24 protein-coding genes are annotated in these 25,545 nt (G+C 68.3%); 11 read left to right on the top strand and 13 right to left on the bottom strand.

Annotation, left to right across the window (positions count from 1 at the left end):
* Positions 1-28 precede the first annotated feature (28 nt).
* The 5 genes from ASG64_RS19875 to ASG64_RS19855 all read right to left on the bottom strand — a co-directional run bounded on the left by ASG64_RS19875 (position 29) and on the right by ASG64_RS19855 (position 4,096).
* Positions 29-820, bottom strand: coding sequence for a hypothetical protein (locus tag ASG64_RS19875; RefSeq protein ID WP_052493294.1), 792 nt, complete (start codon positions 818-820; stop codon positions 29-31).
* Positions 817-1,821 (bottom strand): 16S rRNA (cytosine(1402)-N(4))-methyltransferase RsmH, encoded by a 1,005-nt coding sequence (gene rsmH, locus ASG64_RS19870; RefSeq protein WP_042575280.1) that lies wholly within the window; start codon positions 1,819-1,821, stop codon positions 817-819. The genes ASG64_RS19875 and rsmH overlap by 4 nt, the downstream gene beginning before the upstream one ends.
* 220 nt (positions 1,822-2,041) lie before the next feature.
* Positions 2,042-2,473 carry a division/cell wall cluster transcriptional repressor MraZ gene (mraZ, locus tag ASG64_RS19865; protein ID WP_056075822.1) on the bottom strand — a complete coding sequence of 144 codons (432 nt, stop codon included), beginning with the start codon at positions 2,471-2,473 and terminating at the stop codon, positions 2,042-2,044.
* 489 nt (positions 2,474-2,962) lie between these two features.
* Entirely contained in the window at positions 2,963-3,388 is a 426-nt protein-coding gene (locus ASG64_RS19860) for a DUF3040 domain-containing protein (RefSeq protein WP_042575178.1), read from the bottom strand.
* A 168-nt stretch (positions 3,389-3,556) separates the two neighbouring features.
* Positions 3,557-4,096, bottom strand: a complete 540-nt coding sequence (locus tag ASG64_RS19855) for an SAV_6107 family HEPN domain-containing protein (RefSeq protein WP_235579625.1) — start codon at positions 4,094-4,096, stop codon at positions 3,557-3,559.
* Between the two features lie 326 nt (positions 4,097-4,422).
* On the opposite strand from ASG64_RS19855, the gene ASG64_RS19850 reads away from it, so the two are divergent.
* Genes ASG64_RS19850 through ASG64_RS19830 form a run of 5 tightly spaced genes read left to right on the top strand, consistent with a single transcriptional unit; the run spans position 4,423 to position 9,434 of the window.
* A complete protein-coding gene (locus ASG64_RS19850; RefSeq protein ID WP_082518597.1) occupies positions 4,423-5,034 on the top strand; it encodes a GNAT family N-acetyltransferase in 612 nt (203 codons plus the stop codon).
* Positions 5,031-6,647, top strand: a complete 1,617-nt coding sequence (locus ASG64_RS19845) for a phytoene desaturase family protein (RefSeq protein ID WP_056075819.1) — start codon at positions 5,031-5,033, stop codon at positions 6,645-6,647. The genes ASG64_RS19850 and ASG64_RS19845 overlap by 4 nt, the downstream gene beginning before the upstream one ends.
* Positions 6,644-7,495 carry a carotenoid biosynthesis protein gene (locus ASG64_RS19840; protein ID WP_056075818.1) on the top strand — a complete coding sequence of 284 codons (852 nt, stop codon included), beginning with the start codon at positions 6,644-6,646 and terminating at the stop codon, positions 7,493-7,495. Before ASG64_RS19845 ends, ASG64_RS19840 begins: the two co-directional genes overlap by 4 nt.
* A gap of 23 nt (positions 7,496-7,518) precedes the next feature.
* A complete protein-coding gene (locus ASG64_RS19835) occupies positions 7,519-8,244 on the top strand; it encodes an LppM family (lipo)protein (protein ID WP_056075815.1) in 726 nt (241 codons plus the stop codon).
* A 17-nt stretch (positions 8,245-8,261) separates the two neighbouring features.
* Positions 8,262-9,434 (top strand): glycosyltransferase, encoded by a 1,173-nt coding sequence (locus ASG64_RS19830; RefSeq protein ID WP_082518596.1) that lies wholly within the window; start codon positions 8,262-8,264, stop codon positions 9,432-9,434.
* Here the strand turns inward: ASG64_RS19830 and ASG64_RS19825 are convergent.
* Positions 9,366-10,385, bottom strand: coding sequence for a methylenetetrahydrofolate reductase (locus tag ASG64_RS19825; protein WP_082518595.1), 1,020 nt, complete (start codon positions 10,383-10,385; stop codon positions 9,366-9,368). The genes ASG64_RS19830 and ASG64_RS19825 overlap by 69 nt on opposite strands.
* A gap of 235 nt (positions 10,386-10,620) precedes the next feature.
* Here ASG64_RS19825 and ASG64_RS19820 point away from each other — a divergent pair, with 235 nt between their 5' ends.
* From ASG64_RS19820 to ASG64_RS19805, 4 genes are all read left to right on the top strand, one after another.
* Positions 10,621-11,742: a polyprenyl synthetase family protein gene (locus ASG64_RS19820; protein ID WP_056075809.1), complete on the top strand. Its 1,122-nt coding sequence runs from the start codon at positions 10,621-10,623 to the stop codon at positions 11,740-11,742.
* A complete protein-coding gene (gene crtI / locus ASG64_RS19815) occupies positions 11,739-13,307 on the top strand; it encodes a phytoene desaturase family protein (protein ID WP_056075806.1) in 1,569 nt (522 codons plus the stop codon). The genes ASG64_RS19820 and crtI overlap by 4 nt, the downstream gene beginning before the upstream one ends.
* 104 nt (positions 13,308-13,411) lie before the next feature.
* Complete coding sequence (locus ASG64_RS19810) at positions 13,412-15,079, top strand: alpha-(1->6)-mannopyranosyltransferase A (protein ID WP_082518522.1); 1,668 nt, start codon at positions 13,412-13,414, stop codon at positions 15,077-15,079.
* Positions 15,076-16,068, top strand: a complete 993-nt coding sequence (locus ASG64_RS19805; RefSeq protein ID WP_056075803.1) for a phytoene/squalene synthase family protein — start codon at positions 15,076-15,078, stop codon at positions 16,066-16,068. The genes ASG64_RS19810 and ASG64_RS19805 overlap by 4 nt, the downstream gene beginning before the upstream one ends.
* A gap of 13 nt (positions 16,069-16,081) precedes the next feature.
* Here ASG64_RS19805 and ASG64_RS19800 read toward each other — a convergent pair whose 3' ends face one another.
* The gene (locus tag ASG64_RS19800; RefSeq protein ID WP_056075800.1) at positions 16,082-16,450 is read right to left on the bottom strand and encodes an Rv2175c family DNA-binding protein; all 369 of its coding nucleotides are present in this window, start codon (positions 16,448-16,450) and stop codon (positions 16,082-16,084) included.
* Between the two features lie 132 nt (positions 16,451-16,582).
* Here ASG64_RS19800 and pknB point away from each other — a divergent pair, with 132 nt between their 5' ends.
* Positions 16,583-18,595, top strand: a complete 2,013-nt coding sequence (gene pknB, locus ASG64_RS19795; protein WP_056075797.1) for a Stk1 family PASTA domain-containing Ser/Thr kinase — start codon at positions 16,583-16,585, stop codon at positions 18,593-18,595.
* A gap of 103 nt (positions 18,596-18,698) precedes the next feature.
* Here pknB and ASG64_RS19790 read toward each other — a convergent pair whose 3' ends face one another.
* Both ASG64_RS19790 and ASG64_RS19785 read right to left on the bottom strand, forming a co-directional pair.
* Positions 18,699-20,084 (bottom strand): class II 3-deoxy-7-phosphoheptulonate synthase, encoded by a 1,386-nt coding sequence (locus ASG64_RS19790; protein WP_042575187.1) that lies wholly within the window; start codon positions 20,082-20,084, stop codon positions 18,699-18,701.
* A gap of 94 nt (positions 20,085-20,178) precedes the next feature.
* A complete protein-coding gene (locus ASG64_RS19785; protein WP_056075794.1) occupies positions 20,179-20,688 on the bottom strand; it encodes a polyadenylate-specific 3'-exoribonuclease AS in 510 nt (169 codons plus the stop codon).
* 55 nt (positions 20,689-20,743) lie between these two features.
* On the opposite strand from ASG64_RS19785, the gene ASG64_RS19780 reads away from it, so the two are divergent.
* A complete protein-coding gene (locus tag ASG64_RS19780) occupies positions 20,744-22,018 on the top strand; it encodes a glycosyltransferase 87 family protein (RefSeq protein WP_082518521.1) in 1,275 nt (424 codons plus the stop codon).
* Between the two features lies 1 nt (position 22,019).
* Here the strand turns inward: ASG64_RS19780 and ASG64_RS19775 are convergent, their stop codons facing one another.
* From ASG64_RS19775 to ASG64_RS19760, 4 genes are all read right to left on the bottom strand, one after another.
* Positions 22,020-22,757 (bottom strand): lysophospholipid acyltransferase family protein, encoded by a 738-nt coding sequence (locus ASG64_RS19775; RefSeq protein WP_042575249.1) that lies wholly within the window; start codon positions 22,755-22,757, stop codon positions 22,020-22,022.
* A 214-nt stretch (positions 22,758-22,971) separates the two neighbouring features.
* Complete coding sequence (locus ASG64_RS19770) at positions 22,972-23,955, bottom strand: ROK family protein (protein ID WP_042575189.1); 984 nt, start codon at positions 23,953-23,955, stop codon at positions 22,972-22,974.
* Positions 23,956-23,969: 14 nt separating this feature from the next.
* Positions 23,970-24,371: a hypothetical protein gene (locus ASG64_RS19765; protein ID WP_056075791.1), complete on the bottom strand. Its 402-nt coding sequence runs from the start codon at positions 24,369-24,371 to the stop codon at positions 23,970-23,972.
* Entirely contained in the window at positions 24,364-25,479 is a 1,116-nt protein-coding gene (locus ASG64_RS19760) for an ArsA family ATPase (RefSeq protein WP_042575250.1), read from the bottom strand. The genes ASG64_RS19765 and ASG64_RS19760 overlap by 8 nt, the downstream gene beginning before the upstream one ends.
* Positions 25,480-25,545: the final 66 nt, after the last annotated feature.

Here is a 25,545-nt window from a genome sequence, read left to right as displayed (position 1 = left end):
TCAGCGGGGCGATACGGTTGCCGCGTCGTCACCGGGCGCCTCCTGCGATGGGGACCTGCTGCTCGCCGTTGGCGGGCGCAGGTGTCGGAACGGGTTGCGCCGCAGTCGTCGTCGCTGCGGGCGGGGGCGTGGTGGTCGTCGGCGTGCTCGTGGCCGGGGGCGTGCTGGTGGCCGGGGTCGACGACGGAGTCGGAGTCGCCGACGCGGACGTGCCGCGAGTGACCGGTGTCAGCGCTTCCCCACCGGTCGCAGCGGGGGCACCCGGGCGGGACGCCATCGGCACACCCGGACCGCTCGGGGTCGCCGACGCGAAGTCGGGAGCGGGAGGACCCGATGCCGGCGCCGGGGTTCCGATCACCTGGACCATCCCGTCGGGCTGGACGACCAGTCGGGGAACGTCTTTCGTCGGGATCATGCCCTGCGCCGTCGCACGACGAGCCAGCTCCGGTGCCGACTGCGCGATTTCCAGATCGCGCTGCAGTGCCGCTGCCTGTTCGGTCAGCGACTGGTTCTCCGCGCGCCCGGCACTGAGCAGATACGAGTCCTCGGCCGCCCGCGTACTGAGCAGAAGGGTCGAGGCCAACCCGATCGCGAGCAGCCCCATGATCGTGGCCACGAACGGCACCCGTCCGGCGAGGGATCGCTGCGTCCGAGCAGCGCGCGGATCCGACTCGTGGGACATCGCACGCTGTCGGCGCTTGTCGTACGCGCGTCGTGCCGCGCCGGTGCGAGCCGGTGGGCGGGGTGTACGAACGGTCTCGAGCGAAGAGCCGACGTCGCGGCGACCGCCCGTTCCGGGTGTATCCACCGGAACACTCATGACGACCTCCTGGAAATGCGTTCGGCTGCACGGAGTCTCACCGGTGCAGCACGGGGGTTGTCGTCGATCTCGTCTTGCGGGGCCTTCTCGGCCCCGCGGGTGAGTACGCGGAATTCCGGTCCGCTGCCGGGCAGCTCCATCGGCAGACCGTCCGGGGTGGTCGACCGAGTGAGCGGCGTCAGTTCCTGCTTGACGACGCGGTCCTCGAGCGACTGGTAGGACATGAAGACGATGCGGCCGCCGATCACCAGCGACTCGAGTGCCGGCGTGATGGCGTCGCGAAGCGAGTCCAGCTCTTCGTTGACGGCGACCCGGAGTGCCTGGAACGTCCTCTTGGCCGGGTGTCCCCCGGTACGGCGGGTGGCGGCGGGAATGCTGGCGTAAAGGAGTTCCACCAGTGGGCCACTGGTGACGAACGGCTCGGTCTCGCGGCGGCGCACGATGGCCGAGGCGATCCTGCCGGCGAACCGCTCTTCGCCGTACGTGCTGAGGATGCGGGCGATCTCACCGTGTGTCGCGGTGTTGAGGATGTCCGCGGCGGTCCGGCCGGTGGTGGGATCCATCCGCATGTCGAGCGGGGCATCGACGGAGTAGGCGAATCCGCGCTCGGCCGAGTCGAGCTGCATGGACGACACTCCGAGGTCGAACAGGATCCCGTCGACACTGTCCTTCGCTGCGAGGCCGGCGGTGTCCAGGGCGTCCTCGATGCCGTCGTACGTGGTGGCGATCAGAGTGACGCGGTCACCGAATCGTGAGAGACGCTCCGCTGCCATGGCCAGTGCATCGGGATCGCGATCGAGACCGATCAGGCGAAGGCGCGGGTACGTGTCGAGGAAATGTTCGGCATGTCCGCCGAGTCCGAGAGTGGCGTCGATGTAGACGGGATCTCGATCGGTGTCGACGGCTGCACCGAACGCGGGACCGAGAAGTTCGTCGGCGCGGTGCAGTCGGACCGGTACGTGAGAGAAGCGGGAAGCGGATCGGGGTTCGTCCTCCGCCATCGTGGTGATCTCCCGCCTGGTTCGCATGTCGTGCTGTGTGACTGTGCCGGAGGTGGCGGGGAGTGCGTCGAGGTCTCTGTCCGACAGTGGAACCTGGCGTTGGGGAAGTACGTCAGGGTCCGACCGGTACTTGGCGTTGGGGAAGTACGTCAAGGCCCGGTTTCGGGCAGAGGCCACGCGGCACTCGCCGCCGGCCCGAAATCTGTTACGACATACGGGTTTACAACATTCCCATCAATGATTCATCGACAGCTTGCGAGAAATCTTCTTCATGCTCCTGCGAGTACCGCTCCCATGCCGCGGCATCCCAGAGTTCGAGGTGATCCATCGAGCCGATGACGACGCAGTCCTTGGACAGCTTCGCGTACTCGCGATGCGAGGACCCGATGGTGATGCGACCCTGCGTGTCAGGCCGCTGCTCGTCGGTTCCGGCCGCCAGGTTGCGGATGTACGCGCGAGCCTGGGGGTTGGAACGAGAAGCCTTCGACAGCTTCTCCACCCGCTCCGCGAATACGTCACGGGGATAGATGGCCAAGCTGTAGTCCTGCCCTTTGCTCACCATCACTCCTCCCGCCAGGTCTTCGCGAAACTTCGCCGGCAGCGTCAGCCGGTACTTGTCGTCGAGTCTGGGCGTGTAGGTACCGAGAAACACTCGGCACCTCCTGCTCGGACCCGCATCGTGCATGTCGCGGGGCGTTCCTGATCTCCGCTGTCCACCACATTACCCCACTTTCCCCCACATTCAATCGATGTGGAGCATCGAATTAGTGAGGGATCACGAAAGATGCAGGTGACAGCGGTGGGGGTGGTGGGAGAAATTATTTCGCCCGGACAGTGGCCGCGGCAGGCCCACGGCAACAGATGGCCGAGTGGGGCTCACCGCAACGAATAAGGCCAGGTGAGAGGGGGCCCTGTAATCGGTGGTGTCCGCGATCAGCGATTGGTGAGTTGCTGTGGGGCGCGGTGGGGATTCGCGGGATCGCGGAGCCGATCGTGGGGCGAGGTGGGGCGCGAGTTGCCCGAGACCGCTATGCGACGCCACCGGACCCACACAGACGACAACAGCGCGGCACCCCGTCGGGGGTGCCGCGCTGTGGCGGTCGATGCGGACCAGGATCCGCGCGCGTCGGTTCTGTGCGCGCTACTCCTGGTCGAAACGGCGTTTGAAGCGGTCTTCCATACGTGAGGAGAAGCCCCGGCGGGGGCCGCGGCGCGGCGCGGATCCCGGACGACGTGTCTCCCCTGGCGACGCGGTGTCGGCGCCGCCGGATCGATCGGACTGTGACGTGGCGGGCTTGCGCAACAGGAGAAGCACGCCCGACCCGAACATGAACACGAAGCCGACGAGGCTGATGATCGGGAATCCACCGGGCTTGATCGGGAGAGCCACACCTGCGATGAGCAGAATGAGGCCGATCACGAACAGGGCGACGGCCTGGAAACGACGCCGCGTGGACGCGGCCCGAATCCGTCCGCCGCGCACGGTAGACGCGAACTTGGGGTCCTCGGCATAGAGAGCGCTCTCGATTTGATCGAGCATGCGCTGCTCGTGCTCGGAGAGTGGCACGGTACCTCCCCCGGCACTGGATGATGGCTCTCGCTTCTTTGCCAGAAGCGAGAGGTAGCCGATCGGTCCCGGCTACCTGTTGACGATGATACGAGCAGAATCGGCGGCGTACCACCTACCTGCACCACCAGTATGCGAGAAAAATCGCCGCCGTGGTGGCGACCGGCCCTAGGCGGGCACCGCGACGTCGTCGGAACGGACGTTCACGCGGTCTTCCACACGGTGCAGAAAGCGCCCGACCTGCAGGAAGAACTCGTCGGCCTCCGCCTCGTCGAGACGATCCGCGGATCCGGCCTCGATGGAGGCGCGGAGCGCGGAGTACGCGGAGAAGTACGCAGCCCACTCGGTGAAGTCCGGAGCAGCCACCTGCATGCGCACCCACGCGCTGCGTGACGCGCCGCGCTTGGGGACCGGATCGACCGCGTCGAGCAACGCGCCCGCGCCGCGCAGAGCCGCTACGTAGGACTCCAGGAAACGGTCCGCCGCCGACGGCGCACCGGCAGCATCCCCCAGGATGGCGTCGGCACGACGGAGCAGCATCCGAGCCCGCGCATAGGGACGCGGTGCCGACGTCTTCGCACCGATGGACACGACAGTGGAGCGCTCCGCACTACCGCCGACCGGGGCGCGGTGTGCCGCGTCTGCCTCTGCCGGACCGCGCGCCGCAGAACCGCGAACCGTCGAGCTGTGGACTGTCGGGTTTGCCATCATTGCCGGACCTCCCTGTCTGACCCATCCCTCGTGTCGGTGTTCTCTCCGTACAACACCGCGGACCCTTCGAACAGTCCGCCGAGCGGCCCGAACGAGGGCGATGTAAGCATGGAGGTCGGACATCGTTGCAGAATCGACCTGCCGGAACCGTTCGGCGCCGAGGCACGATCCATTCGAACGCGTGTTCGATGGATTCACCATAGCGCGGGCCACCGACAGGAAGCCAGGGATCGAGGCGAGGAATCGAGGTGAACACCGTGTCGGACGCCGCCGAACAGGTCTCGGACCACGGTCCGGTGCTGATCGAGCTGTCTCCACAGGAGATGCGGCGACGGCTCACCGAGGCGCTCTCGGTCTACGTCGCGGCGATGGGCTATCCACGCGGCACCGAACTCCACCGTGCGCCGATGTGGGCGGAACACATCCTGCGTCCCGGCTGGCGCGCCGTCGGCGCGCTGGCACCGGAGGGAGACGAAGGTCACCGCCCGCTCGTCGCCATCGCGTACTGCTACCGAGGCGCACCCCACCAGTGGTGGCACCAACAGGTTCGTGACGGAATGCGGCGAGCCGGGTGGTCACACGAGCGCTCCGAAGCGATGCTGGCCGACTACGTGGAACTCACCGAACTCCACGTCTCTCCGGAGGCGCAGGGGCACCGTCTGGGAGAACGCCTCCTGCTCGCGCTGCTCGACGGACGCCGAGAGAGCGCGGTGCTGCTCTCGACACCCGAAGTGGCGGGCGAGGACAACCGAGCATGGAGGCTCTACCGCAGAATGGGTTTCGTCGACGTCGTGCGACGTTTCCACTTCGCCGGTGATTCCCGACCCTTCGCCGTCCTCGGCCGCGAATTACCTCTGACAGAACGCGGCCTACCGTCGACAGAGGGAACCGCGTCACCGTTCACCACCACCACAGAAATGAGGCCGACCACGTGATCGATGCCGCCGTCATCGGATCCGGCCACAACGCACTGGTCTCCGCCGCCTACCTCACCGACGCAGGATGGTCGGTACGGGTGCTCGAACGCGACACCGTAGTCGGTGGGGCCGCCTCCACGGTGGAGCGCTTCCCCGGCCACAAGGTGGACCGCGGATCGTCCGCCCACATCATGATCCGGCAGACCGGCATCATCGAGGAACTCCGCCTCGGCGACCACGGCCTTCGCTATCTCGACTGCGATCCGTGGGCTTTCGCTCCCCCGCCCCCCGGAACGGATCAGCCCGGAATCGTCTTCTCCGTCGATCTCGACGCGACGTGCGCGTCGATCGAAGCCGCGTGTGGCCGCAAGGATGCGGATGCCTACCGGGCGTTCGTCGCGCTGTGGGGTCCCCGCAGCGCGCGGGTGATGAAGTCCTTCGGCAGTCCCCCGACCGGTCGTGCCCTGCTGTCGTCGTTCTGGGGAATGGACGCGAGTGATGGCGCGGCGGCTCTGTCGCGCGAGTTCCTCGCCTCGGGAGATTCCCTGTTGAACCGGTGGTTCGACAGCGAGCGGCTCAAGGCGGCTCTCGCATGGTTCGGCGCGCAGTCCGGTCCCCCGATGTCCGAGCCGGGAACCGCGCCCATGGTCGCGTTCAACGCGCTCATGCACACCACTCCGCCGGGCCGGGCGGTCGGCGGTAGCGGGGCACTGAGCGTGGCCCTCCAGACGAAGATCGAGGCGGACGGCGGAACGGTGTCACTCGGCGACGCCGTGACGTCGGTGACGCGACACGGTGACGGGTGGGCCGTCCGCACCGCCGGCGGCGAGGAGGTTCGCGCCCGGACCGTCATCGCCGGGTGTCACATCCTGACCACGCTCGACCTTCTCGACGCGGGTGGATTCGACACCGCCACGACCGAATCCTGGCGTCGACAGATCGACGTCGGCCCCGGCATCGGCATGGTCGTGCGTGCGTCGACGTCCGAGCTCCCGCAGTACCCGGGCGCTCCCAGCCTCGAATCGTCCACGCGGGGACTGCAACTGCTGGTGCACGACCGAGCACAGCTACGTCGTGCGCACGGTGCCGCATCTGCCGGAGACCTACCTCCGGCGCCGGTCGTGCTCGCCATGAGCTTCAGCGCGGTCGATCCGTCGATCGCCAAGCCGGGCGAGCATCAGGTGTCGCTGTGGTCCCAGTGGCATCCGTACACGCTCGCCGACGGACGGACCTGGCGAGGCAACAGCCCGGACGTCGCCGAGCTCGAAGGCGACCGGATCGTCGCCGAGGTCGACAAGTACGCCCCCGGTTTCGCGGACAGCATCCTCGAGCGCCATACCCAGTCACCGTGGGACCTCGAGCAGGAACTCGGGCTCATCGGCGGCAACGTCATGCACGTGGAGATGTCGCTGCACCAGATGATGATGTGGCGACCAATGCCCGCACTCGCCGGGATGACCGTTCCCGGAGCGCCGTCCTTCTTCCTCACCGGAGCATCCATGCATCCGGGCGGCGGGGTGTCCGGATCGAGTGGGCGTAGCGCGGCACGACTGGCGATGGCCGAGCGTGCGGGCAGCCCCCTTCGCCGCGCCGTGTCGCGGGTCGGGTCGGCGCTGCCCTCACGCCGATGACCCGGCCGTCCGTCCGGAACAGGGCGCCCACGCCGGTGGCACTGGCGTTCGCACTGGCGGCGGTGCTCGCACAGATCAGCTACCCGCTCGTCTCGGGCGGCACCAAGGACGCGGTGACGTTCTGCGTGGTCGCGCTGCTCGCCGCAGCGTGCATCACGCATGCTGCGTCGGCGCGAGGTGTCGGCTGGGCGACGGCCATGGTCGTCGTCACCGCCGGCATCGGGCTGACGGCCGAGATCATCGGGACCCGGACGGGCATGCCGTTCGGCTGTTACGCCTACGCGCAGGACCGGATCGGACCCTCGATCGCGCACGTGCCGGTGGTCGTTCCGTTCGCCTGGACCGCCGGGCTGTACCCCGTCTGGTGCGCGGCACGGGTCGTGACCGGGAGACTGCGCGCCCCCGTGCTCCCCCGCATCGCGCTGACCACCGTGGGCGTCGTCGGATGGGACCTGTATCTCGACCCGCAGATGGTGGCGGACGGCCAGTGGGCATGGTGCAGCACCTTCGCGGCTCTACCCGGGCTGCCCGGCATCCCGTGGACCAACTACGTCGGCTGGCTGCTCGTCGCGACGCTCATGGCCTGCGCCATGGAACTGCTGGGACGCGTCGGACGATCGAGAATTCGAGACGTCTCGTACGTCGTCCCGTGGGGGCTGTTCGTCTGGACATGGCTGGGATCGTCACTGGCGCATGCGGTCTTCCTGCCGAACCTCGGATGGTCGGCGCTGTACGGCCTCGTCGCCATGGGTGTCGTGGGCGTTCCGTTCCTGTTCGCCGTCACCGCCCGGCGGCGTGGTCTCGTCCGGGTCGACACGACGCGCGCGCTCGACAGACCCGTTCACTGACATCGGCGGGGCACCCTGGCACGATGACCGCTGTGTCCCAGCCCGCTGCCGTAGCCTCCACCAGACGCCTCCGCCCGTCGCGTCGAATTCTGTCCGTCCTCGTCCTCGCGCTGATGACGGTCCCCCTGCTGGCGGGCTGCCTGCGCGCGCAGGTGTCGATGGGAGTGTCGTCCAACGACCGGGTCTCCGGTCGCATCGTGGCGGCGACCGTGCCCACAGCCGACGGTGACACGGGCCCCGGCCTGGAAGTACCGCAGTCCCTCGGAAGCAAGATCCGCGTGCAGTCGTACAACTCCGACGGCTACGTGGGCAGCGAGGCGCTGTTCAACGACCTGACGTTCGGAGACGTGCAGCAACTTGCCGCGTTGTCCGAGCAGTCGGTCGGCCTGTTCCAGCTCTCCCTGGTCCGTTCCGGGGATCTGGTGACGCTGTCCGGACAGGTGGATCTGTCCAACATTCCCGCACAGGGCAGCGACGTGCAGTTCACCATCGCGTTCCCTGCGCGGGTCGCCACCACGAACGGTGCACGGGAAGGCGACAACGTCGTGTCCTGGAAGTTGCCCGCGGGCGAGCGGAGCACGCTACGGGCGGAGGTTCGCTACTCGGATCCGAACACCCGCAGCTTCGCAGGCTGGGCCGGGATCGTCTTCGGTGTGACCGTCGGCGTCGCCGCGATCGTGGGCGGCATGGCGTACGTCGCTCGTGGGGCCTCCCGGCCCGGGCGTCGTCAGCCGGCCGACAGGACGTGACGATCGGCCGTTCCTCCATGGCCGCAGTCGGTCGCCGGACGGTGATCGCGGGAACGCTCACCTCCGTCGCCGCCGCGGCGGTGGCGTCGGCGAATGCCCTCTCCGCGCCCGTCGTCCGCCCACGGGATGCCGCTGCGGTACGCGACGGAGAGCGGATCACCGTCTGCATCCCGGCCCGCGACGAAGCGGCGCGGCTGCCGCATCTCCTGCGCGACCTGATGGCCCAGCGGACCCGCTCACAGCTGACCGTGTTGATCCTCGACGACGAGTCGTCGGACGATACCGCCGAGGCTGCTCTGGCCGTCGTCGGTGACGACCCGCGTTTCGACGTGCTGCACGGACGCACCCGGGCGGGCATCGACGACGCCGGGATGGGCAAGTCCCTCGCGTGCATCGACCTGGGGACCCGCGCCCTGGCCACGACGGACCCCACCGTCGTCGTGTTCCTCGACGCGGACGTCCGCCTGCACCCCGACGCTCTGGACGCCGCCGCCGCGTCGATGCGTGATCTCGGCGCGGCCTTTCTCAGTCCGTGGCCCGGCGAGGTCGCCGTCACCGCGGTCGAGCGTCTCGTCCAACCCCTGCTGTCGTGGTCGTGGTCCGTCACGTTGCTGGTGCGCGCCGCGAACAGCGGGCGGCGCCCGTCGATGGGCGTCGCCAACGGACAGTTCCTCGTCGTCGACGCCGCGGCCTACCGCGATGTCGGGGGTCACGAGTGCACACGGTTCGCGGTCGCGGACGACCTCGCGTTGGTGCGGCATGTTCGACGACACGGTTTCTCGACCGCGGTGGCGTACGGCGGACGGGTCGCGAGCTGCCGGATGTACACGGACGCCGCCCAGGTTCGTGCCGGCCACGCGAAATGGTTGTGGTCCCAGTTCGGCGGTGCTGCAGGCACTCTCGCGGTATCGGCGGTCGCTACCGCGATCTGGGTCATACCGCCGGCAGCACTGGTCGTCGGTGGACCGATGCGCCGGTGGGGCGCTGTCGGCTACGCGGCCGGAGTGGTGTCGCGACTGGCTGCGAGACGAGCCGAGGGCAGTGGCGACACGTTCGCGCGGGACGTCGTCACGTCGGCACTGCACCCGCTGTCGATCGCTGCCGGCACGGCGTTGCTCGCCTCATCGGACCGGGGACGCCGCCAGGGAACCCTCGTATGGAAGTCCCGAGTTCTCGACACTCGGCGCTGACGCGACACCGGTCCCACCCGAGGACTCCGGAACAGGCCTGGCCAAGCCGAGGTTCTCGACGACCTCGGTGGTGGCCTTGGCAAAGTTCAAGGTGATGAAGTGCAGACCCGGCGCGCCCTCGGAGATCAGGCGCTCCCCCATCTCCGTGGCCAGTTCGATGCCGACGGCCCGAACGGCGGCGCGGTCCTCCTCGCTGCCCGTACCCGCGGCGGCGGTGAGGCGCTTCTCCACGGCGGGTGGAACCGAGGACCCGGAGAGCTCCATGGCTCGGCGGATGGTCCGCAGCGACGTGATGGGCATGATCTCGGGGATGATGGGCTTGAGTCCCTGCTCGGGATCGAAGGCCTCGACGCGGTCCCGCAGCCGCAAGTAGTCCTCGACGTCGAAGAACATCTGGGTGATCGAGTACTCCGCACCGGCGCGCAGCTTCGCCACCAGGTGCTTCGTGTCGTGGTCCAGGTCGGGAGCTCGGTGATGGCCCTCCGGGAACGACGCGACGCCGACATGGAAGTCGCCCAACTCGCAGACCAGTCGAACGAGTTCCTCCGCGTATTCGACGCCCTCGGGATGCTTCTCCCACGGTCCGAGCGGATCACCGGGCGGATCACCGCGGAGAACGAGGATGTTGGAGATACCGCGATCGGCGTAGGCACCGACCATCGACCGCAACTCCGTGCGACTGTGCGACACCGCCGTCAGATGAGCCACGGGCAGGAGTGTCGTCAGTTCCGCGAGCTCGCCGGTGACGCGCACGGTCCGGTCGCGGGTGGATCCGCCGGCCCCGTACGTCATGGACACGAAGGCCGGATGCATCTGCTCGAAGGATCGAACGGTCCGCCACAGGCGGTCTTCCGCTGCCTCGTCGCGCGGCGGCGAGAACTCGACGGAGAACGGAACGCTCCCGTGCGCGGCCGAATTCAACCGATCCACCACCGAGGGTGTGCGGCTCACGCGCGCAGTGCGCAGCTCGTCTGTCACACACACATCATAGATTCATCCGACGGGGCCTCTTCCCCGCCGGCCGCGGCGCAGCGTTCCGTGGATCACAGGGAGCCGAGTCGTCGCCCGAGCCGTCGTGTCCGAATAGACGGATAAGATTCTGCGTATCACCTCGAGATGCGCTCGTCCTACGTCACAGCAGCTATCACCGGAGGAAATCCTGTCCACCGCCTCGCACTCGCCGGTCATGTCCGACACGTCCACCAGCACGTCCGTCGGCGCGGACCGCTCCGAGTGGCCTCAGGGATCGTTCGTGACGTCGGTCGAACGGTCGTTGCGTACGTTCATCGCCTCACAGCAGAGCACGATCGACGCTGTCGGCCCGATCTACGCGGAGGCAGCGGAAGAACTGGCGGCCTTCGTTCTGCGCGGCGGTAAGCGCATCCGTCCCGCGTTCGCCTGGACGGGGTGGATCGGCGCGGGTGGTGACCCGCACAGCGTCGAGGCGGATGCCGCACTCGACGTGTTCGCGGCGCTCGAATTCGTGCAGGGCTGCGCGCTGGTGCACGACGACATCATCGACTGCTCGTCGACACGTCGCGGATTTCCCACCGTTCATGTCACCTTCGCCGAGCGGCATCGCGCCGCCGGGTGGAGCGGAGACTCCGACAAGTACGGCGAGTCGGTGGCCATCATTCTCGGCGACCTCGCGCTGACCTGGGCCGACGATCTGGTCCGTTTCGCAGCCCTCGACGCCGACGCCGCGAGACGCCTGACTCCGGTGTGGTCGGCGATGCGCACCGAGGTGCTGGGCGGGCAACTGCTCGACATCGCCGTCGAGGCGAGGGGGGACGATTCACTCGAGGCCGCCCTGCAGATCGATCGCTACAAGACGGCCGCCTACACGGTGGAGCGGCCGCTGCTGATCGGCGCCGCGCTCGCCGGAGCGGGCGAGGATCTGCAGTCGGTCTACAGCACGTTCGGCGCCGATATCGGCGTCGCCTTCCAGCTTCGGGACGACCTTCTGGGTGTGTTCGGTGATCCCGCCGTCACCGGGAAGCCGTCGGGAGACGACCTCCGTGAGGGCAAGCGGACGGTGCTCATGGCCGCCGCACTCGGCGAGGCCGATCGCAGCGCACCGGCAGCCGCCGCCCGGCTCCGCGCAGGACTCGGCACCGATATCTCCGACGAGGAGGTCGACGTCCTTCGCGCCCACATCGTCGACCTCGGCGCGGTCGAGGACGTCGAACGACGCATCACAGCACTGACGGAGAGCGCACTCGCCGCCCTCGACGCGTCGAACGTCACCGCGGACGCCAAGGCCCGCCTCACCGCCATGGCGTACACAGCAACCAGGAGAAGTTCATGACCCGTGCGACAGTGTCCGGACCCACCGATCACGTGGTCGTCGTCGGGGCGGGGTTGTCCGGCCTGGCCGCCGCACTGCACCTGCGCGGAACCGGCCGCGAGGTCACCCTGCTCGAGAAGTCGGACTCCGTCGGCGGCCGGGTGGGCTCCGTCGCGGCACCCGGGTATCGGATCGACACCGGCGCCAGCGTGCTGACGATGCCGCACCTCATCGATCAGGCGCTCGCCGCGGTCGGCGCGACCCGGGAATCGACGACGCCGCAACTACGTCTGCACGCGCTCCACCCGGCCTATCACACGCGTTTCGCCGACGGCACCACGATCGACGTGCACTCGAACCCCGAACGGATGATCGCCGAGGTCGAGGAGAAGTGCGGCCCCGACGAAGCACAGCGATACCGGACGCTGCGCGCCTGGCTGGGGTCGATGTTCGACGCCGAATTCGATAGGTACATCGACGACAACTTCGACTCACCGCTCGACCTGGTCGCGGAGAAGAAGGCCCGTGCGAACACTCTGACGTTGCTACGCCTCGGCGGATTCGCCAAGTTGGGCAAGCGTATCGACGCGTTGATCTCGGATCCCCGCTTGCGTCGGATCTTCACCTTCCAGGCTCTGTACGCCGGTGTCGCACCCGAGAAAGCTCTGGGTGTCTACTCCGCGATCGCGCACATGGACACCTCGCTGGGTGTGACGTTCCCCGAGGGCGGCATGCAGACCATCGCCCAGGCCATGGCAGACGCATTCGTCGGCGCGGGTGGCCGACTGGAACTGAACACCGGTGTCCGCAGCGTGGAGATGGGCGGCTCGCGCGCCAGGGCCGTCGTCACCGAGGACGGCGGCAGGATCACCTGCGACTCGTTGATCCTCACTCCCGACCTGCTGATCACCGACCGGCTGCTCGCCACCGCGGGCATCACCTTCCGCCGGAAGGTCAGAGCGTCACCGTCTGCCGTCGTGTTCCACGGACGCGTTCCCGTCGACGTCACCGCCGGCTGGTCGTCGCGATCGCACCACGTCATCGACTTCGGCCACAACTGGGCCGAGACGTTCCGTGAACTGACCGCGTCCCGTGGCCGCGGTCGCTTGATGTCGGATCCGTCCCTGCTGATCACGCGTACGTCGGTCACCGATCCCGGCCTGCGTGTCACTCACGACGGCGTGGTGCAGGAGCCGATCTCCATCCTCGCGCCGTGCCCCAATCTCGACAGCGCGCCCCTGGACTGGCCTGCCATCACCGATGCGTACGTCCGCGAGCTACTCCTCGAGATGGAGAAGCGTGGATACACCGGAGTGTCCGAGCACCTCGAGATCGACCACATCGACACCCCGCAGACGTGGCTCGATCAGGGAATGGTCGCCGGCACGCCGTTCTCCGCATCGCACATCTTCCGGCAGACCGGACCGTTCCGTCGTCGCAACCTGGTGAAAGGTGCCGACAACATCGTTCTGGCGGGATGCGGAACCACACCCGGAGTGGGCGTTCCGACGGTGTTGATCTCGGGAAGATTGGCGGCCGAACGCATCGACCCGTCGGTCAAGCGGTCGGCTCGCGTCGCACTCTGACGGCGGGCCGGTACGTCTTCCCGGCGGATGCCTCTAAACTCACATGCGTCCGCGCTCGGTCGCCTGTTCGGCGGCCGGCCATGTCACGTCTTCCGGGGAGGAACATGACGACGTCCTCCCCTATCCGGGCCACGGACGGCACCGAGGAATCGGCGCGCTGGCGCTCGATTCGACAGTTCTTCGGGGGACGCGCCGGACGGGCGACGCTCGTCGGGCTCGCCGGTTCGGCACTGATCACGTTCGGTGGTTTCGGGTCGGGCGCGGTGCGCCGCCGGGATCCGCTTCTCGAGGCCATGCATCTGTCGTGGCTCAGATTCGGGCACGGCCTGGTGCTGTCGACCGTCATGGTGTGGATCGGCGTCCTGCTCATGATCGCGGCCTGGGTGCGCTTGGGCCGCTCGACGCTCGGCCACCGCACCACCGTGCATCAGCTGCGATGGGTCGTCCCCATCTGGACGGCGCCCCTGCTGCTGTCGGTCCCCATGTTCAGCCGCGACGCGTACTCCTACCTCGCGCAGGGCGCTCTGCTCCGCGACGGCTTCGACCCCTACGCCGTCGGTCCCGTCGCCAATCCCGGTGTGCTGCTGGACAACGTCAGCAACGTCTGGACCACCACCACAGCGCCGTACGGCCCGCTCTTCCTGCTGCTGGGCGAGGGAATCACCTCCCTGACGGGCGACAACGTCATCGCAGGCACGATGTTGTTGCGGTTGACCATGCTCCCCGGCCTCGCGCTGACCATGTGGGCGGTACCTCGGATCGCCCGGCACTTCGGCGCCGACCCGTCCGTCGCACTGTGGTTGGCCGTCCTCAATCCCCTCGTGCTCATCCACCTCATCGGCGGCGTCCACAACGAGATGCTGATGGTCGGATTGATGACTGCCGGCATCGCCGCGGTGCTGGACCGTCGTCACGTCGCCGGAATGGGACTTGTCGCCGTGGCGGTCGCCATCAAGGCCACTGCCGGCATCGCACTTCCCTTCCTGGTGTGGATCTGGATGCTGCACGAACGCGAGCGACTGCGCATCGACAACGAGGCGCGCGCCGAACGCGGAGACCCACCTCGCCGCCAGCACGTCCTCCTGGTGTTCGCCAGAACCGCCGGCACGGGCTTCGCCGTATTTCTCGGCGTGTTCGTCGTCGCCTCGGTCGCAGCCGGGGTGGGCCTGGGCTGGCTGACGGCGCTCTCCGGCTCGGCGAAGATCATCAACTGGCTGTCCCTGCCCACGATCCTGGCGCATCTCGTCACCGTCGGGACCGGCTGGTTCACCGGGGCGCGCCTCGGTCCTGTCCTCGAAGTGACGCGCATGCTGTGTGCAGTCGCCTTGGCCGTGATCCTGGCCGCGGCCTGGTGGCGCTCACGGCACTCCGAGCGCGGCGCCCTGCTCGGCATCCTGGTCTCACTCGTGGCCATCGTGATCCTGTCGCCTGCCGCGCTGCCCTGGTACTACTCGTGGCCGTTGGCCGTGGCTGCCGGGCTCACCATGAGCACGACCACGCTCACCGTGCTGGTGGGACTGTCGGCGTGGCTCATGCTCGTGTTCCAGCCCGACGGATCCATCGGGCTCTACACGTTCCCGCACGTCGTCCTCGCGACCTTCGCGGGCGTCGTCGCAGCGCTGTCACTCCGCACCGTCGACCCGTTGCGTCTGCGGTCGGTCACCCATCCCGAGCACGAAAACACGTTCGTCCCCACGACGACTCCCCCGAGCACTCGGACCGACACTCGCGACGAGGCTCCGGACCACACCGAGGAGCAGAACCGAGCGTGACCGACTCAGACCTCGCCGAGGCCTATGCGCTGTGCCGCGACGTTGCGCGCGAACACGGCAAGACGTACTTCCTGGCGACGCGGTTGCTACCCGCGGACCGACGCCCGGCCGTGCATGCTCTCTACGCCTTCGCCCGCATGGTCGACGACATTATCGACGTCGACATGATCGCCGAGCGTGACGATGCCGACGCAGTAGCCGACGACCTCGCACTCCTCACCCGCATCGAGGAGCGCCTCGACGCCGGACTCGCGTCACCGGACGCGCACGTGAGCGTCGCGTCCAACGGACCCGACCGACGCAACGAGCTGATCCTCGCCGCCCTGTTCGACACCGCTCGACGGTTCGACATTCCCGCCGAGTACTTCACGGCCTTCATGACGTCGATGCGCATGGACGTTCCGCACTCGTCGATCTACAAGGATCGCTACGCGACCATGGACGAGTTGAAGACCTACATGTACGGGTCGGCGGCCGTCATCGGGCTGCAGATGCTTCCGATCCTCGGGACCGTGTGCCCGGTCGAGGAGGCGCGCCCCACCGCGTCGGCCCTGGGCGAGGCCTTCCAAGTGACGAACTTCGTCCGCGACGCCGGCGAGGACCTCGCTCGCGACCGCATCTACCTCCCCGGCGACGTGTTGAGCGCCTTCGGTGTGGACGAAGACCTGCTGTGGTGGTGCCGCCGGACGGGAAACGTCGACCCACGCGTCGTCCGTGCGTTGGCTGACATCATCGCCACCACTCGCGCGCTGTACCGCACCGCCGAATCCGGCATACAACTTCTCGAGCCGCGTGCACGGGACGGCATTGCCGTCGCCTTCGCTCTGTATCGCGACATTCTCGAAGCCGTCGAGAGTGACGGCTACCGGTGCCTGTCGACGCGAGCGAGCGTGGGCAATTCCCGACGCGCGCGGGTGGCAGCCACCGCTGCGGGCCGAGGTCTGCTGGTGCGGGCCGGCAGCACGGTGTCGCTGCGCTCCGCAGGATGAGCCGATCTTCCGGTCAGAAAGCCATCGCTTGTGCGCGCCGGATGATCTCGCGGGCATGATCGCCGCGGAGCACGTCGACCGGGGTGCCGGGCAGCGTGTCGTCCGGGGTGAACAGCCATCGGAGGATCGCCGGGTGGTTGTAGCCACCGTCGAGCAGCACGGCGATGGCACCGGCGAGGTGCTTGAGCGGTTGGCCGTCCGTGCCGAGGAACTTCGCGGGGACACACACCACGCGGTCTCTGCGGACGGCGATCAACTTGTGCTCGCGGATCAATTGATGCAGTCGCGTGACGGTGATGCCCAGCAGGTCGGCGGCGTCGGCAAGCGGCACCAGCACCTCGTCGGCGGGAAGAACATCGTCACAGTAGGGAAGCGCACTCACGCGACAAACGTAGTCACGGCGCCCGACAAGAACAATTCCGAGCCCGGTGTGACGCATCGGGCGCAGACCCCACGCGTCACACTGGCTACCATCGACCGTGGTCTCTCCGATCGAGAAGGAAAGTAGGCGCAGGTGACAACGTCAGGTCGGTCGCTGCTCGGTGCGCTGCTGGATCGGCGCTACCGCGTCGACGCCCCGATCGCACGAGGCGGGATGTCGACGGTGTACCGCGGTCTCGATCTGCGCCTCGACCGCCCCGTGGCCATCAAGATCATGGACCCGCAGTTCGCCGCCGATCCGGAGTTCGTCCGACGGTTCGAGTTCGAAGCGCGTGCCGTGGCACGTCTCAGCCACCCGGGATTGGTCGCCGTGTACGACCACGGCCGCGACGGAGAGCACGCGTTCCTCGTCATGGAACTGGTCGAGGGCGGGACCCTGCGCGAACTCCTCCGCGAGCGTGGACCGATGCCTCCGCACGCGGCGGTCGCCGTTCTCCAACCCGTTCTCGACGGCCTCGCCGTCGCGCACCGCGGCGGCCTGGTGCACAGGGACGTCAAACCCGAGAACGTCCTGATCTCCGATTCCGGCGAGGTCAAGATCGCGGACTTCGGATTGGTGCGGGCCGTCGCCGCGGCGACCACGACGTCCAACAGCGTCATCCTCGGCACCGCGGCCTACCTGTCGCCGGAACAGGTGACGGTCGGTGCAGGGGACGCGCGCAGCGACGTCTACTCCGCAGGGATCCTCCTGTTCGAGGTGTTGACCGGACGCACGCCGTTCCAGGGCGACACCTCCCTCTCCATCGCGTACCAGCGCATCGAGAACGACGTTCCGGCCCCGAGCTCGGTCATCTCGGGGATTCCGCCCCACCTGGACGCCCTCGTGCGCGACGCGACACAGCGCCGTCCGGACGACAGATTCCGGGACGCCGCGGTCATGGGCGACGCGATGCGGTCGGTCACCCGGATGTTGGGGCTCCCCCAGTACCGCGTGCCTTCTCCCTCCCGCTCCGCCGAGCACCTGAGCGCGGAAACCGTCGACGCTCCCCGGCCCTACGCCCCGCAGGCTCCGCGAACCCCGGAGACGGAGATCGTGTCCGTCCCCGCCGAGTCCATGGGTCACGCGCCGCCGTCGTCGGGCATGCAGCACACCAGAATGGTCACGACGGCCACTGCCCGCGGCGGCGAGGACGAGCGCCGCGCCACCGCCGCCGAACCGGTGGACAAACGCGCCTTCGCCTTCCCCGACTTCGACGCGGACAAGCGCCGCTCCCGTCGCCTGGCCCTGGTGTGGCTGGCCATCGTCGTCGTGGTCGCCGTCCTCCTGGGCACCGTCGGATGGTGGGCAGGCTCCGGCAGGTTCACGGCGGTCCCGTCGATCGAGGGCCTCGACCGATCCGCCGCGATCTCCGCCATCGAGTCGGCCGACCTGTCCGTCACGACGGAAGGCAGGTACACCGATTCCGATCCGGTGGATCGATTACTCGGAACCGAGCCTGCGCCCGGGTCACGGATCGCCAAGGGCGAGACCGTGACCCTTCTCGTTTCTCAGGGGCGCCCGTCCGTTCCCACCCTCGCCGGCAGCAGCGCGGCGGCTGCCGTCGATGCCGCTCTGCGTGAGCGGACCTTCGTTCCCGTCGACGGTGGAGAGGCGTTCAGCAGCACCGCTCCTGTGGGGGACATCGCCGCACTCGACCCGGCGCCCGGCACGGTGCTTCCCGTCGGTAGCGAGGTCCGTGTCCTCACCAGCAAGGGCGCTCCGCCGGTCGACATCCCCGATGTCGCGGGCCGCACCGAGGCAGAGGCACGCGCCGAACTCGACCGGGTCGGCATCGTCGTCGGCTCCGTCGAGAAGGTCTTCGACGCCGAGGTCGACGGCGGCAAGGTCATCGGCACGAACCCGGGGGGCGGCGCCACCGTCACCGCCGGCTCCAGCGTGGCACTGCAGGTGTCGACGGCCGTGACGCTGCCGTCGCTGCTGGGTCGGACCGTGGGATCGGCCAGGGCGGAGCTCGAGCGTCTGGGACTGACCGTCGTCGTCCGTCAGCTGGCGACGACGGATCGGTCCCTCGTCATCACCCAGAACCCGGGCCAGGGCGATCGCGTCGAACCGAACAGCACGGTCACCCTCGTCTCACTCCCCTGAGATACGGAGAACCCCCCGCGAGTACGTCCGGACTGTCGTGCCCGAGGGGCTTTTCACGACACTATCGACGTACTCGCGGGGGGGTGAAGGACTGGAAACAGAGTCAGCCTCGGAGCATCTCCGCGACCAGGAATGCCAGTTCCAACGACTGCTGCGTGTTCAGGCGGGGGTCGCAGGCAGTCTCGTACCGGCCGCTGAGGTCCAGGTCCGAGATATCCTGCGCACCGCCGAGGCACTCGGTGACGTTCTCGCCGGTGAGCTCGACGTGGATGCCGCCCGGGTGGGTGCCCAACTCGTTGTGCACCTCGAAGAACCCCTGGACCTCGTCGACGATGCGATCGAAGTGACGAGTCTTGTAGCCGGTGGACGCCTCGTGGGTGTTGCCGTGCATCGGGTCGCACTGCCAGATGACCTGGTGCCCGGTTGCCTGCACCTTCTCGATGATGGCGGGGAGCATGTCGCGCACCTTGCCGTTGCCCATACGCGAGATGAGGGTGAGTCGGCCCGGCTTGTTCGTGGGGTCGAGGCGCTCGACGTACTCGACGGCCATCTCCGGCGTCGTGCTCGGACCGATCTTGAGTCCGATGGGGTTGGAGACCAGTTCGGCGAAGGCGATGTGGGCACCGTCCAGCTGGCGGGTGCGGTCACCGATCCACAGGAAGTGCGCCGACAGGTCGTACAACTTTGCGTGCTCGTCGTCATTGTCCAGCCGGAGCATGGCGCGCTCGTAATCGAGCACCAATGCCTCGTGGCTGGCGAAGATGGTGGCCTGGTGCAGGTTCGGATCCGTGACCCCGCAGGCGTCCATGAACTTCAGACCGTTGTCGATCTCGGAGGCCAACTGCTCGTACCGGGCTCCGGCGGGCGAGTTGGTGACGAATTCGCGGTTCCAGTCATGCACGCGGTGCAGGTCCGCCATGCCCGCGCCGGTGAGCGCGCGGACGAGGTTCATCGCGGCGCTGGCGTTGGCGTAGGCGCGCACCAGTCGCGACGGGTCGTGCTGACGCACGGCATCGTCGGCGACGAGGGAGTTGATCATGTCGCCGCGGTACGACTTCAGGCCGAGGGCGTCGACGTCGGACGACCGGGGCTTCGCGTACTGGCCGGCGATACGGGCAACCTTGACGACGGGCATCGAGGCGCCGTACGTGAGGACGACGGCCATCTGCAGCAGTGTGCGGATGTTGCCCTTGATGTGCGGCTCGGTGTTGTCGACGAAGGTCTCGGCGCAGTCACCGCCCTGCAGCAGGAACGCCTCGCCACGGGCGACGGCGGCGAGCTTGTCGGACAGAGCCTCGACTTCGCTGGCCACCGTGATGGGCGGAACGCTCTCGAGCACCTTGCGCATCGCCTCGGCCTGATCGGCCGGCCACGACGGCTGCTGAGCGGCGGGCTTGGACAATGCGACATCGAGCTGAGCGCGCATCGACTCGGGCAGCGGAGGGAGCTCGGGCAAGCGTTCGATCGGAACGTCGACAGTCCAGTTCACGCGTACAGAGTAATCCGCTCGCGTGTCGTCTCTCACCATCGGGCCGTGTCCGCTTCCGTAAGACCCCCCAGCGCGGTCGTGCCGGACCTCGGAATCAGGTCCTGTCGGACCAGGCCCTGGCCGCTTCGATCGCCCGGAACTTGGCCAGGTTGTGACGTGCGTCGGCGAGCGCGTCGTGCGAGTCGTCGGGAACCGGGGGTAGTGCGGGCGACCCGTGCTCTTCCCAGTACTGCTTCAACTCACGCGTGTACCGCGGCATGACCCGAGGTAGGGCCGTCATCGATCCCCAGAGCTGGCACAGCGCCACGTGGTCGTACGCCGCGACCCATGCCCACATCTCGACGGTCGGGCCGATCGAGCCGTGCGGGGCGGAGACGAAGTCGAGGATGTCCTCGCGGATTCGGGAGCGCGATCGCCACAGCGGCGAGGAGAACGGGGGCAGTTTCGGCAGGACGTTCCGACGGACCCAGGTGCCCGCCCGCTCAGGATCGAAGTCGGTCGAGACCGCGTAATATTCACGCCCGTCCTCCGCGACGATGCCGATGGACACCAGATCGATCGTGCGACCATCCTCGATGAACTCGCAGTCGTAGAAGTAGCGCACGGTTACCGACCCTAGGTCACGCGCGCACAGCACCAGAAAGGGACAGCCCCCGACCATGACGTGGACTCTGCCGACCGCACCGCCCTACACCGGGCCGGGTGCGTCGTTGCCGCGTCCGGTGACCGTGATCGCGAAGGTCGCGGTCTGTGTCGGACTGGTGGCGGGGATCGCGTTCAACGTCATCGGGCTGCCTCCGCTGCGGGAGTGGGGCGCGATCTACCGACTCGATCTCGACGTGTACCGCATCGGCGGCCGGGCGCTGCTCGACGGCGTGAACCTCTACGGGGTGCTGCCGGCGACGTCGGTGGACATCCCGCTGCCCTTCACCTATCCCCCGATGGCCGCTGTGTCGTTCGCGCCGATGGCGATCCTGCCGCTCGAGGTCGCGTCGTCGATCATGACGGCGATGACGATGGTGCTCCTCGCCGTGACCGTCGCGGTGTGCCTGCGCTCGCTGGTCTCGCTCTCGACGTCCACGACGGCATGGGTCACCGGCGGGATCACCGCCGCGGCATTCGCACTGGAACCCGTCTGGTCGACCCTGGACTACGGACAGATCAACGTCGTCCTGATGTGTCTGGTCGTGCTCGATGTGCTGCTGAAGAAGACCCCCTGGCCGCGCGGAATGCTGATCGGCTTCGTGACCGCCGTGAAGCTCACCCCGGCAGTGTTCGTCCTGTACTTCCTCCTCCGTCGCCAGTACCGCGCCGCGGTGGTGACCGGACTGTCCTTCCTCGCCTTCACGGCACTCGGATTCCTCGCGACGTTCAGCGACTCGGTGCAGTACTGGACGGAGGTGCTGTTCGACTCCAGCCGCATCGGCGGTCCGGGGTACATCTCCAACCAGTCGATCACCGGCATGCTCGCCCGTCTGGGCCTGGACGAGGGCACCAGGTCACTCGTCTGGATCGCCTGCAGTGCGGTCGTCGGAGTGCTGGCCGTGCTGGCGATCCGACGCGCCCTCGCCGCGCAGGAATACCTGTTGGCTCTGTGCGTCAATGCCGCTCTGGGACTGCTGGTCTCACCTGTCTCGTGGTCGCACCACTGGGTGTGGACCGTGCCGATGCTGATGGTCCTGGTCCACGTCGGAGTCACCCGCCGCGCACCCGCGATGGTCGCGCTCGCGGTGATCGGCGCCGTGCTGCTGCACTACCCGTCGCACTGGCGACTGGCACCGGGCCGCTGGAACGGCCTGGGCTGGCCGCTGTGGGATCAGATCCAGGCGTCGTCCTACGTCTGGTGGGGACTGGTGTTCGTCATCGCGGTGGCCGTCGTCCCGCTGCGTGCGCGGTCCGTGACCGACACGCGCCCGGTCGCCGACGCGGTCTGAGCTAGCCCGCGCGGGTGTCGGGGATGCGAGCGGCCTCGGTCGACGGAGCCGGATCCACCGCGGGGGTGGGCGTCTTCTTCATGCTCGCCGCGTACACGTCGACGTACTGCTGACCACTGAGCTTCATCAGCTCGTACATGACCTCGTCGGTGACGGCGCGCTCGACGAAGCGGTTGCCCGCCATGCCTTCGTACCGCGAGAAGTCCAGTGGCTTACCGAACTTCACGCCGAGCTTGGTGGGGCGCGGAATCCGTGAGCCGATGGGGTTCATCTTCGCGGTGCCGATCATCGCGACCGGAATCACCGGTACGCCGCTCTCGAGAGCCAGACGCGCCATGCCCGTCTTGCCCTTGTAGAGCCGATCGTCCGGCGAGCGGGTGCCCTCCGGGTAGATACCCAGCACCTTGTTCTTCGCCAGCACGCGCAGGCCCGCGTCGAGCGCGTCCTGCGCGGCGGAGGCACCGGTGCGATCGATCGGGACCTGTCCCGCGGACGAGAAGAACCACTTCTGGAAGCGACCCTTGAGGCCCTTGCCGGTGAAGTACTCGCTCTTCGCGAGGAATGTGATGCGACGCGGTACGACCAGGCACGCGTAGAACGAATCGAACACCGCCTGGTGGTTGCTCGCGAGAATCACCGGCCCGTCGTCGGGGATGTTCTCCAGACCCTCCACGCGAGGACGGCCCATCACCTGCAACACCGGCCCGAGAAGGACGTACTTGAATATCCAGTACCACATGCCCGACATGCCTTTCTCGAAGTACCCGCGACCCGCACCGCGATGCCCGCGGCCCGCTCGGACATCTCGTGGGCGTAACTGTACCGGGGGTTTATGACACCAGCCACAGTTCGAGCGTCGGGTCGGACACATCTCACACCGCCGACATCGTCCGGCCATCACGTGGACATGAACGATGCCCGTTCCGGCTCCTCGCGCGTGCTCGAACGGGTGGTCAGGCGCGTGCTGCGCCCACCTCGACGCGGGCCAACTCGGCCGCGCCGATCATGCCGGCGGCCTCACCGAGCTGGGTACCGCGGATGCGCGCGAGCGGTCGATGGCCGGCGCCGGTGATCTGCGCCGCGTAGTGCTCGCGTGCCGTGTCGAGGAACAGTGCCGACGACGTGGCGACGCCGCCCGCGATGACCATGCGGTCCGGGTCGTACACATCGGAGACCAGCGCCAGACCGATCCCCAACCAGCGTGCGAACTCGGACATCGTCTCGATGGCGACCAGGTCGCCGTCCTGCGCGGCATTCGCGATCCGGCGGCCGGTCAGCGACCCGGGGTCGAGGAACGCCTCGCGCGCCAGCACCGTTGATCCCCGCGGGTTCGCTGCGAGGAGCTCGATCGCCGTGTCGACGAGAGCCGTTCCGCTGCAATATCTCTCCCAGCAACCGCGCTTGCCGCAGGCGCACTGGCGTCCGTCCGGGACGACCTGGAGGTGGCCGAGTTCGGGCGCGATGCCGTAGCTGCCGCGGTAGAGCTTGCCGTCGATCAACAGGGCAGCGCCGATGCCGGTGCCGATCGCGATCATGACGACGTTGCCACCACCTGCCGCAGCCCCGAACCGGTGCTCGGCCCACGCGGCGGCGTTGGCGTCGTGCTCGAGGATGACCGGGATACCGAGCCGTTCCGTCATCTCGCGGGCCACCGGCCGGTTGACCCACGGGAGGTGCGGAGCGAACCGCACCACGGTGCGATCGGAGTTGATGAAGCCCGCGACGGCGAGGCCGACGGCAGCGATGTCGTGCCGACCGGCCAGCTCGCGGACCGCGCGGTCGATGCCGTTCTCGAGCGCACGCGACGACTGCGGGGTGGGCGCCTGCGTGGAGTCGAGAACCTGACCCTCGACGTCCACGACGGATGCGCGAATGCTGGTGCCACCCACGTCGATGCCGATGGTCAGAGACCGGTTGGACCGGGACTGAGCGCTCACGTCTGCGGCTTCCTCTACTGATCGGGGTCGGGCTGATGCGGTGTCGGCCGTGAGCGGTGGGGCTCACATGTCCTGGTCACCGTAATCGGCTGGTAGGTCGCTGGGCGAACGACAGGCGGTGCACTCGCTCCGGGAGCGTCGCCGGGCGCGGAGTCGTGCCGCGCGGTGCCGTGCGACTGCAGGAAGTCGCGCAGCACGTCGATCAGTCCGTCCATCTCTCCGGACACCAGGGTCAACAGGTCGTGGCGCTCCCCGCGCAGCGCCGCGGCCAGCGCGCAGAACGGGCACCAGGAGCAGCCCTGCCACGCCGGCGCGTCGTCCGAGTCGAGTCTGCGCAGGACGGGCTCGACACGGTCGATGAGCAGTTCTGCGAGAACCCGGAACTCGGCCGCGAGGTCGCGGCGGCCGTCATCCATCGGTCGACCCCTGGAGGTTCTCGGGCCACAGAGCCGGGTCGGGCGCGAACGACACGGTGAGCACTCCGTCGTCGAACCCCGCGCCCGTGACGACGCATCGACGCAGCACCGACGCCAGCCTGAGCCGACGACGACTGCCCTGCGCACTCACGATCACGTCGTCCTCCACACGCCCCACCGCCACCGTGTCCGCCTCGACGAACGGAAGCGGCACTTCCATCTGGTACACGGTGTCGAGCCCACTGCCGGACTCCCGCCGCACCCGGGTGACCAGTGCGGGCAGGATCGCCGATCCGTACCCGTCCCCCACCTGCCCGTTCATCTGATCGGACACAGCACCCAGAGCATCGAAGCCTACCGGCTCGGTGGGGTGGGTCGAGACGACGTCGATGCGGAGGTCGCCCGTGGTCGCCGCGAAGGCGTCCAGAGCGGAGACGTGCTCGGCGCGGATGCGGGCCGTCCAGTACACCGCCGGGTGGGTGCCCAGCACGGACGTCGGCACGGCCCCGCCAAGGTCGGGCAGGACCGAGTTCGCGATGACACGGGCGACCGCGACCCCGTGAAAACTTGTGACCGCCAACAGGTCTCGGGTAGCGTCGAGCACCCTCGGGGTGGGAGTCGTCACCACCACGGCCGACGTTCTCGAGCCGTCGCCGAGCATCGCTTCCACGGACGACGCCGCGTCGACGATGCGATCGACGACGGCGACGAGCACCGCCGCACGCATGTCCGCGCCCGTGGACGCCACGACGCGAGCGTGACGCGGCCAGATGCGCTCCAGATACCCGACGATCGACGACGGGGTGGCCACCATCTCTCGCCATCCCGCGGCGCCCGGGCAGTCGACGACGACGTCGTCCCACTCCCCGCTGTCGGCAAGGCGGGCGACCTCGAGCAAGGCGATCAGCGGTTCGGCACCGGGCAGCGCGGTGAGTTCCTCGGGGTCCGGGAGACTCGGGCCCGCGCCGTGGTCGTGGCGGCCGGCCAGTGCGAGTGCCTCGGACATCGATCGGTACCGCGACTCGAGAACCCCGAGCGGATCCACGCGGTGCACCGGCACCTCGGTGCCGCCGAGAAGGCTCGCCGGGTCGGACCCGTCGACGGACATCAGCACGGCGCGTCGACCCTCGCGATGGAAGCCGACGGCCGACGCAGCGGCGATGGTGGACTTCCC

Source organism: Rhodococcus sp. Leaf247 (assembly GCF_001426185.1).
Taxonomy (GTDB): Bacteria; Actinomycetota; Actinomycetes; order Mycobacteriales; family Mycobacteriaceae; genus Rhodococcoides.
Note: the sequence above shows the minus strand (reverse complement) of the source record. Positions and strands in the feature narration are given on the sequence as shown.

Excerpts from the sequence above, each read along its gene's own strand:
- ASG64_RS19775 (WP_042575249.1), bottom strand. The coding sequence starts at position 22,757 with ATGTGGTACTGGATATTCAAGTACGTCCTTCTCGGGCCGGTGTTGCAG.
- ASG64_RS19850 (WP_082518597.1), top strand. The coding sequence starts at position 4,423 with ATGCGGCGACGGCTCACCGAGGCGCTCTCGGTCTACGTCGCGGCGATG.
- ASG64_RS19760 (WP_042575250.1), bottom strand. The coding sequence starts at position 25,479 with ATGTCCGTCGACGGGTCCGACCCGGCGAGCCTTCTCGGCGGCACCGAG.
- ASG64_RS19855 (WP_235579625.1), bottom strand. The coding sequence starts at position 4,096 with ATGGCAAACCCGACAGTCCACAGCTCGACGGTTCGCGGTTCTGCGGCG.
- ASG64_RS19830 (WP_082518596.1), top strand. The coding sequence starts at position 8,262 with ATGGCCGCAGTCGGTCGCCGGACGGTGATCGCGGGAACGCTCACCTCC.
- rsmH (WP_042575280.1), bottom strand. The coding sequence starts at position 1,821 with ATGGCGGAGGACGAACCCCGATCCGCTTCCCGCTTCTCTCACGTACCG.
- ASG64_RS19875 (WP_052493294.1), bottom strand. The coding sequence starts at position 820 with ATGAGTGTTCCGGTGGATACACCCGGAACGGGCGGTCGCCGCGACGTC.
- ASG64_RS19765 (WP_056075791.1), bottom strand. The coding sequence starts at position 24,371 with ATGGATGACGGCCGCCGCGACCTCGCGGCCGAGTTCCGGGTTCTCGCA.
- ASG64_RS19840 (WP_056075818.1), top strand. The coding sequence starts at position 6,644 with ATGACCCGGCCGTCCGTCCGGAACAGGGCGCCCACGCCGGTGGCACTG.
- ASG64_RS19810 (WP_082518522.1), top strand. The coding sequence starts at position 13,412 with ATGACGACGTCCTCCCCTATCCGGGCCACGGACGGCACCGAGGAATCG.
- crtI (WP_056075806.1), top strand. The coding sequence starts at position 11,739 with ATGACCCGTGCGACAGTGTCCGGACCCACCGATCACGTGGTCGTCGTC.
- ASG64_RS19820 (WP_056075809.1), top strand. The coding sequence starts at position 10,621 with ATGTCCGACACGTCCACCAGCACGTCCGTCGGCGCGGACCGCTCCGAG.
- ASG64_RS19780 (WP_082518521.1), top strand. The coding sequence starts at position 20,744 with ATGACGTGGACTCTGCCGACCGCACCGCCCTACACCGGGCCGGGTGCG.
- ASG64_RS19835 (WP_056075815.1), top strand. The coding sequence starts at position 7,519 with ATGACCGCTGTGTCCCAGCCCGCTGCCGTAGCCTCCACCAGACGCCTC.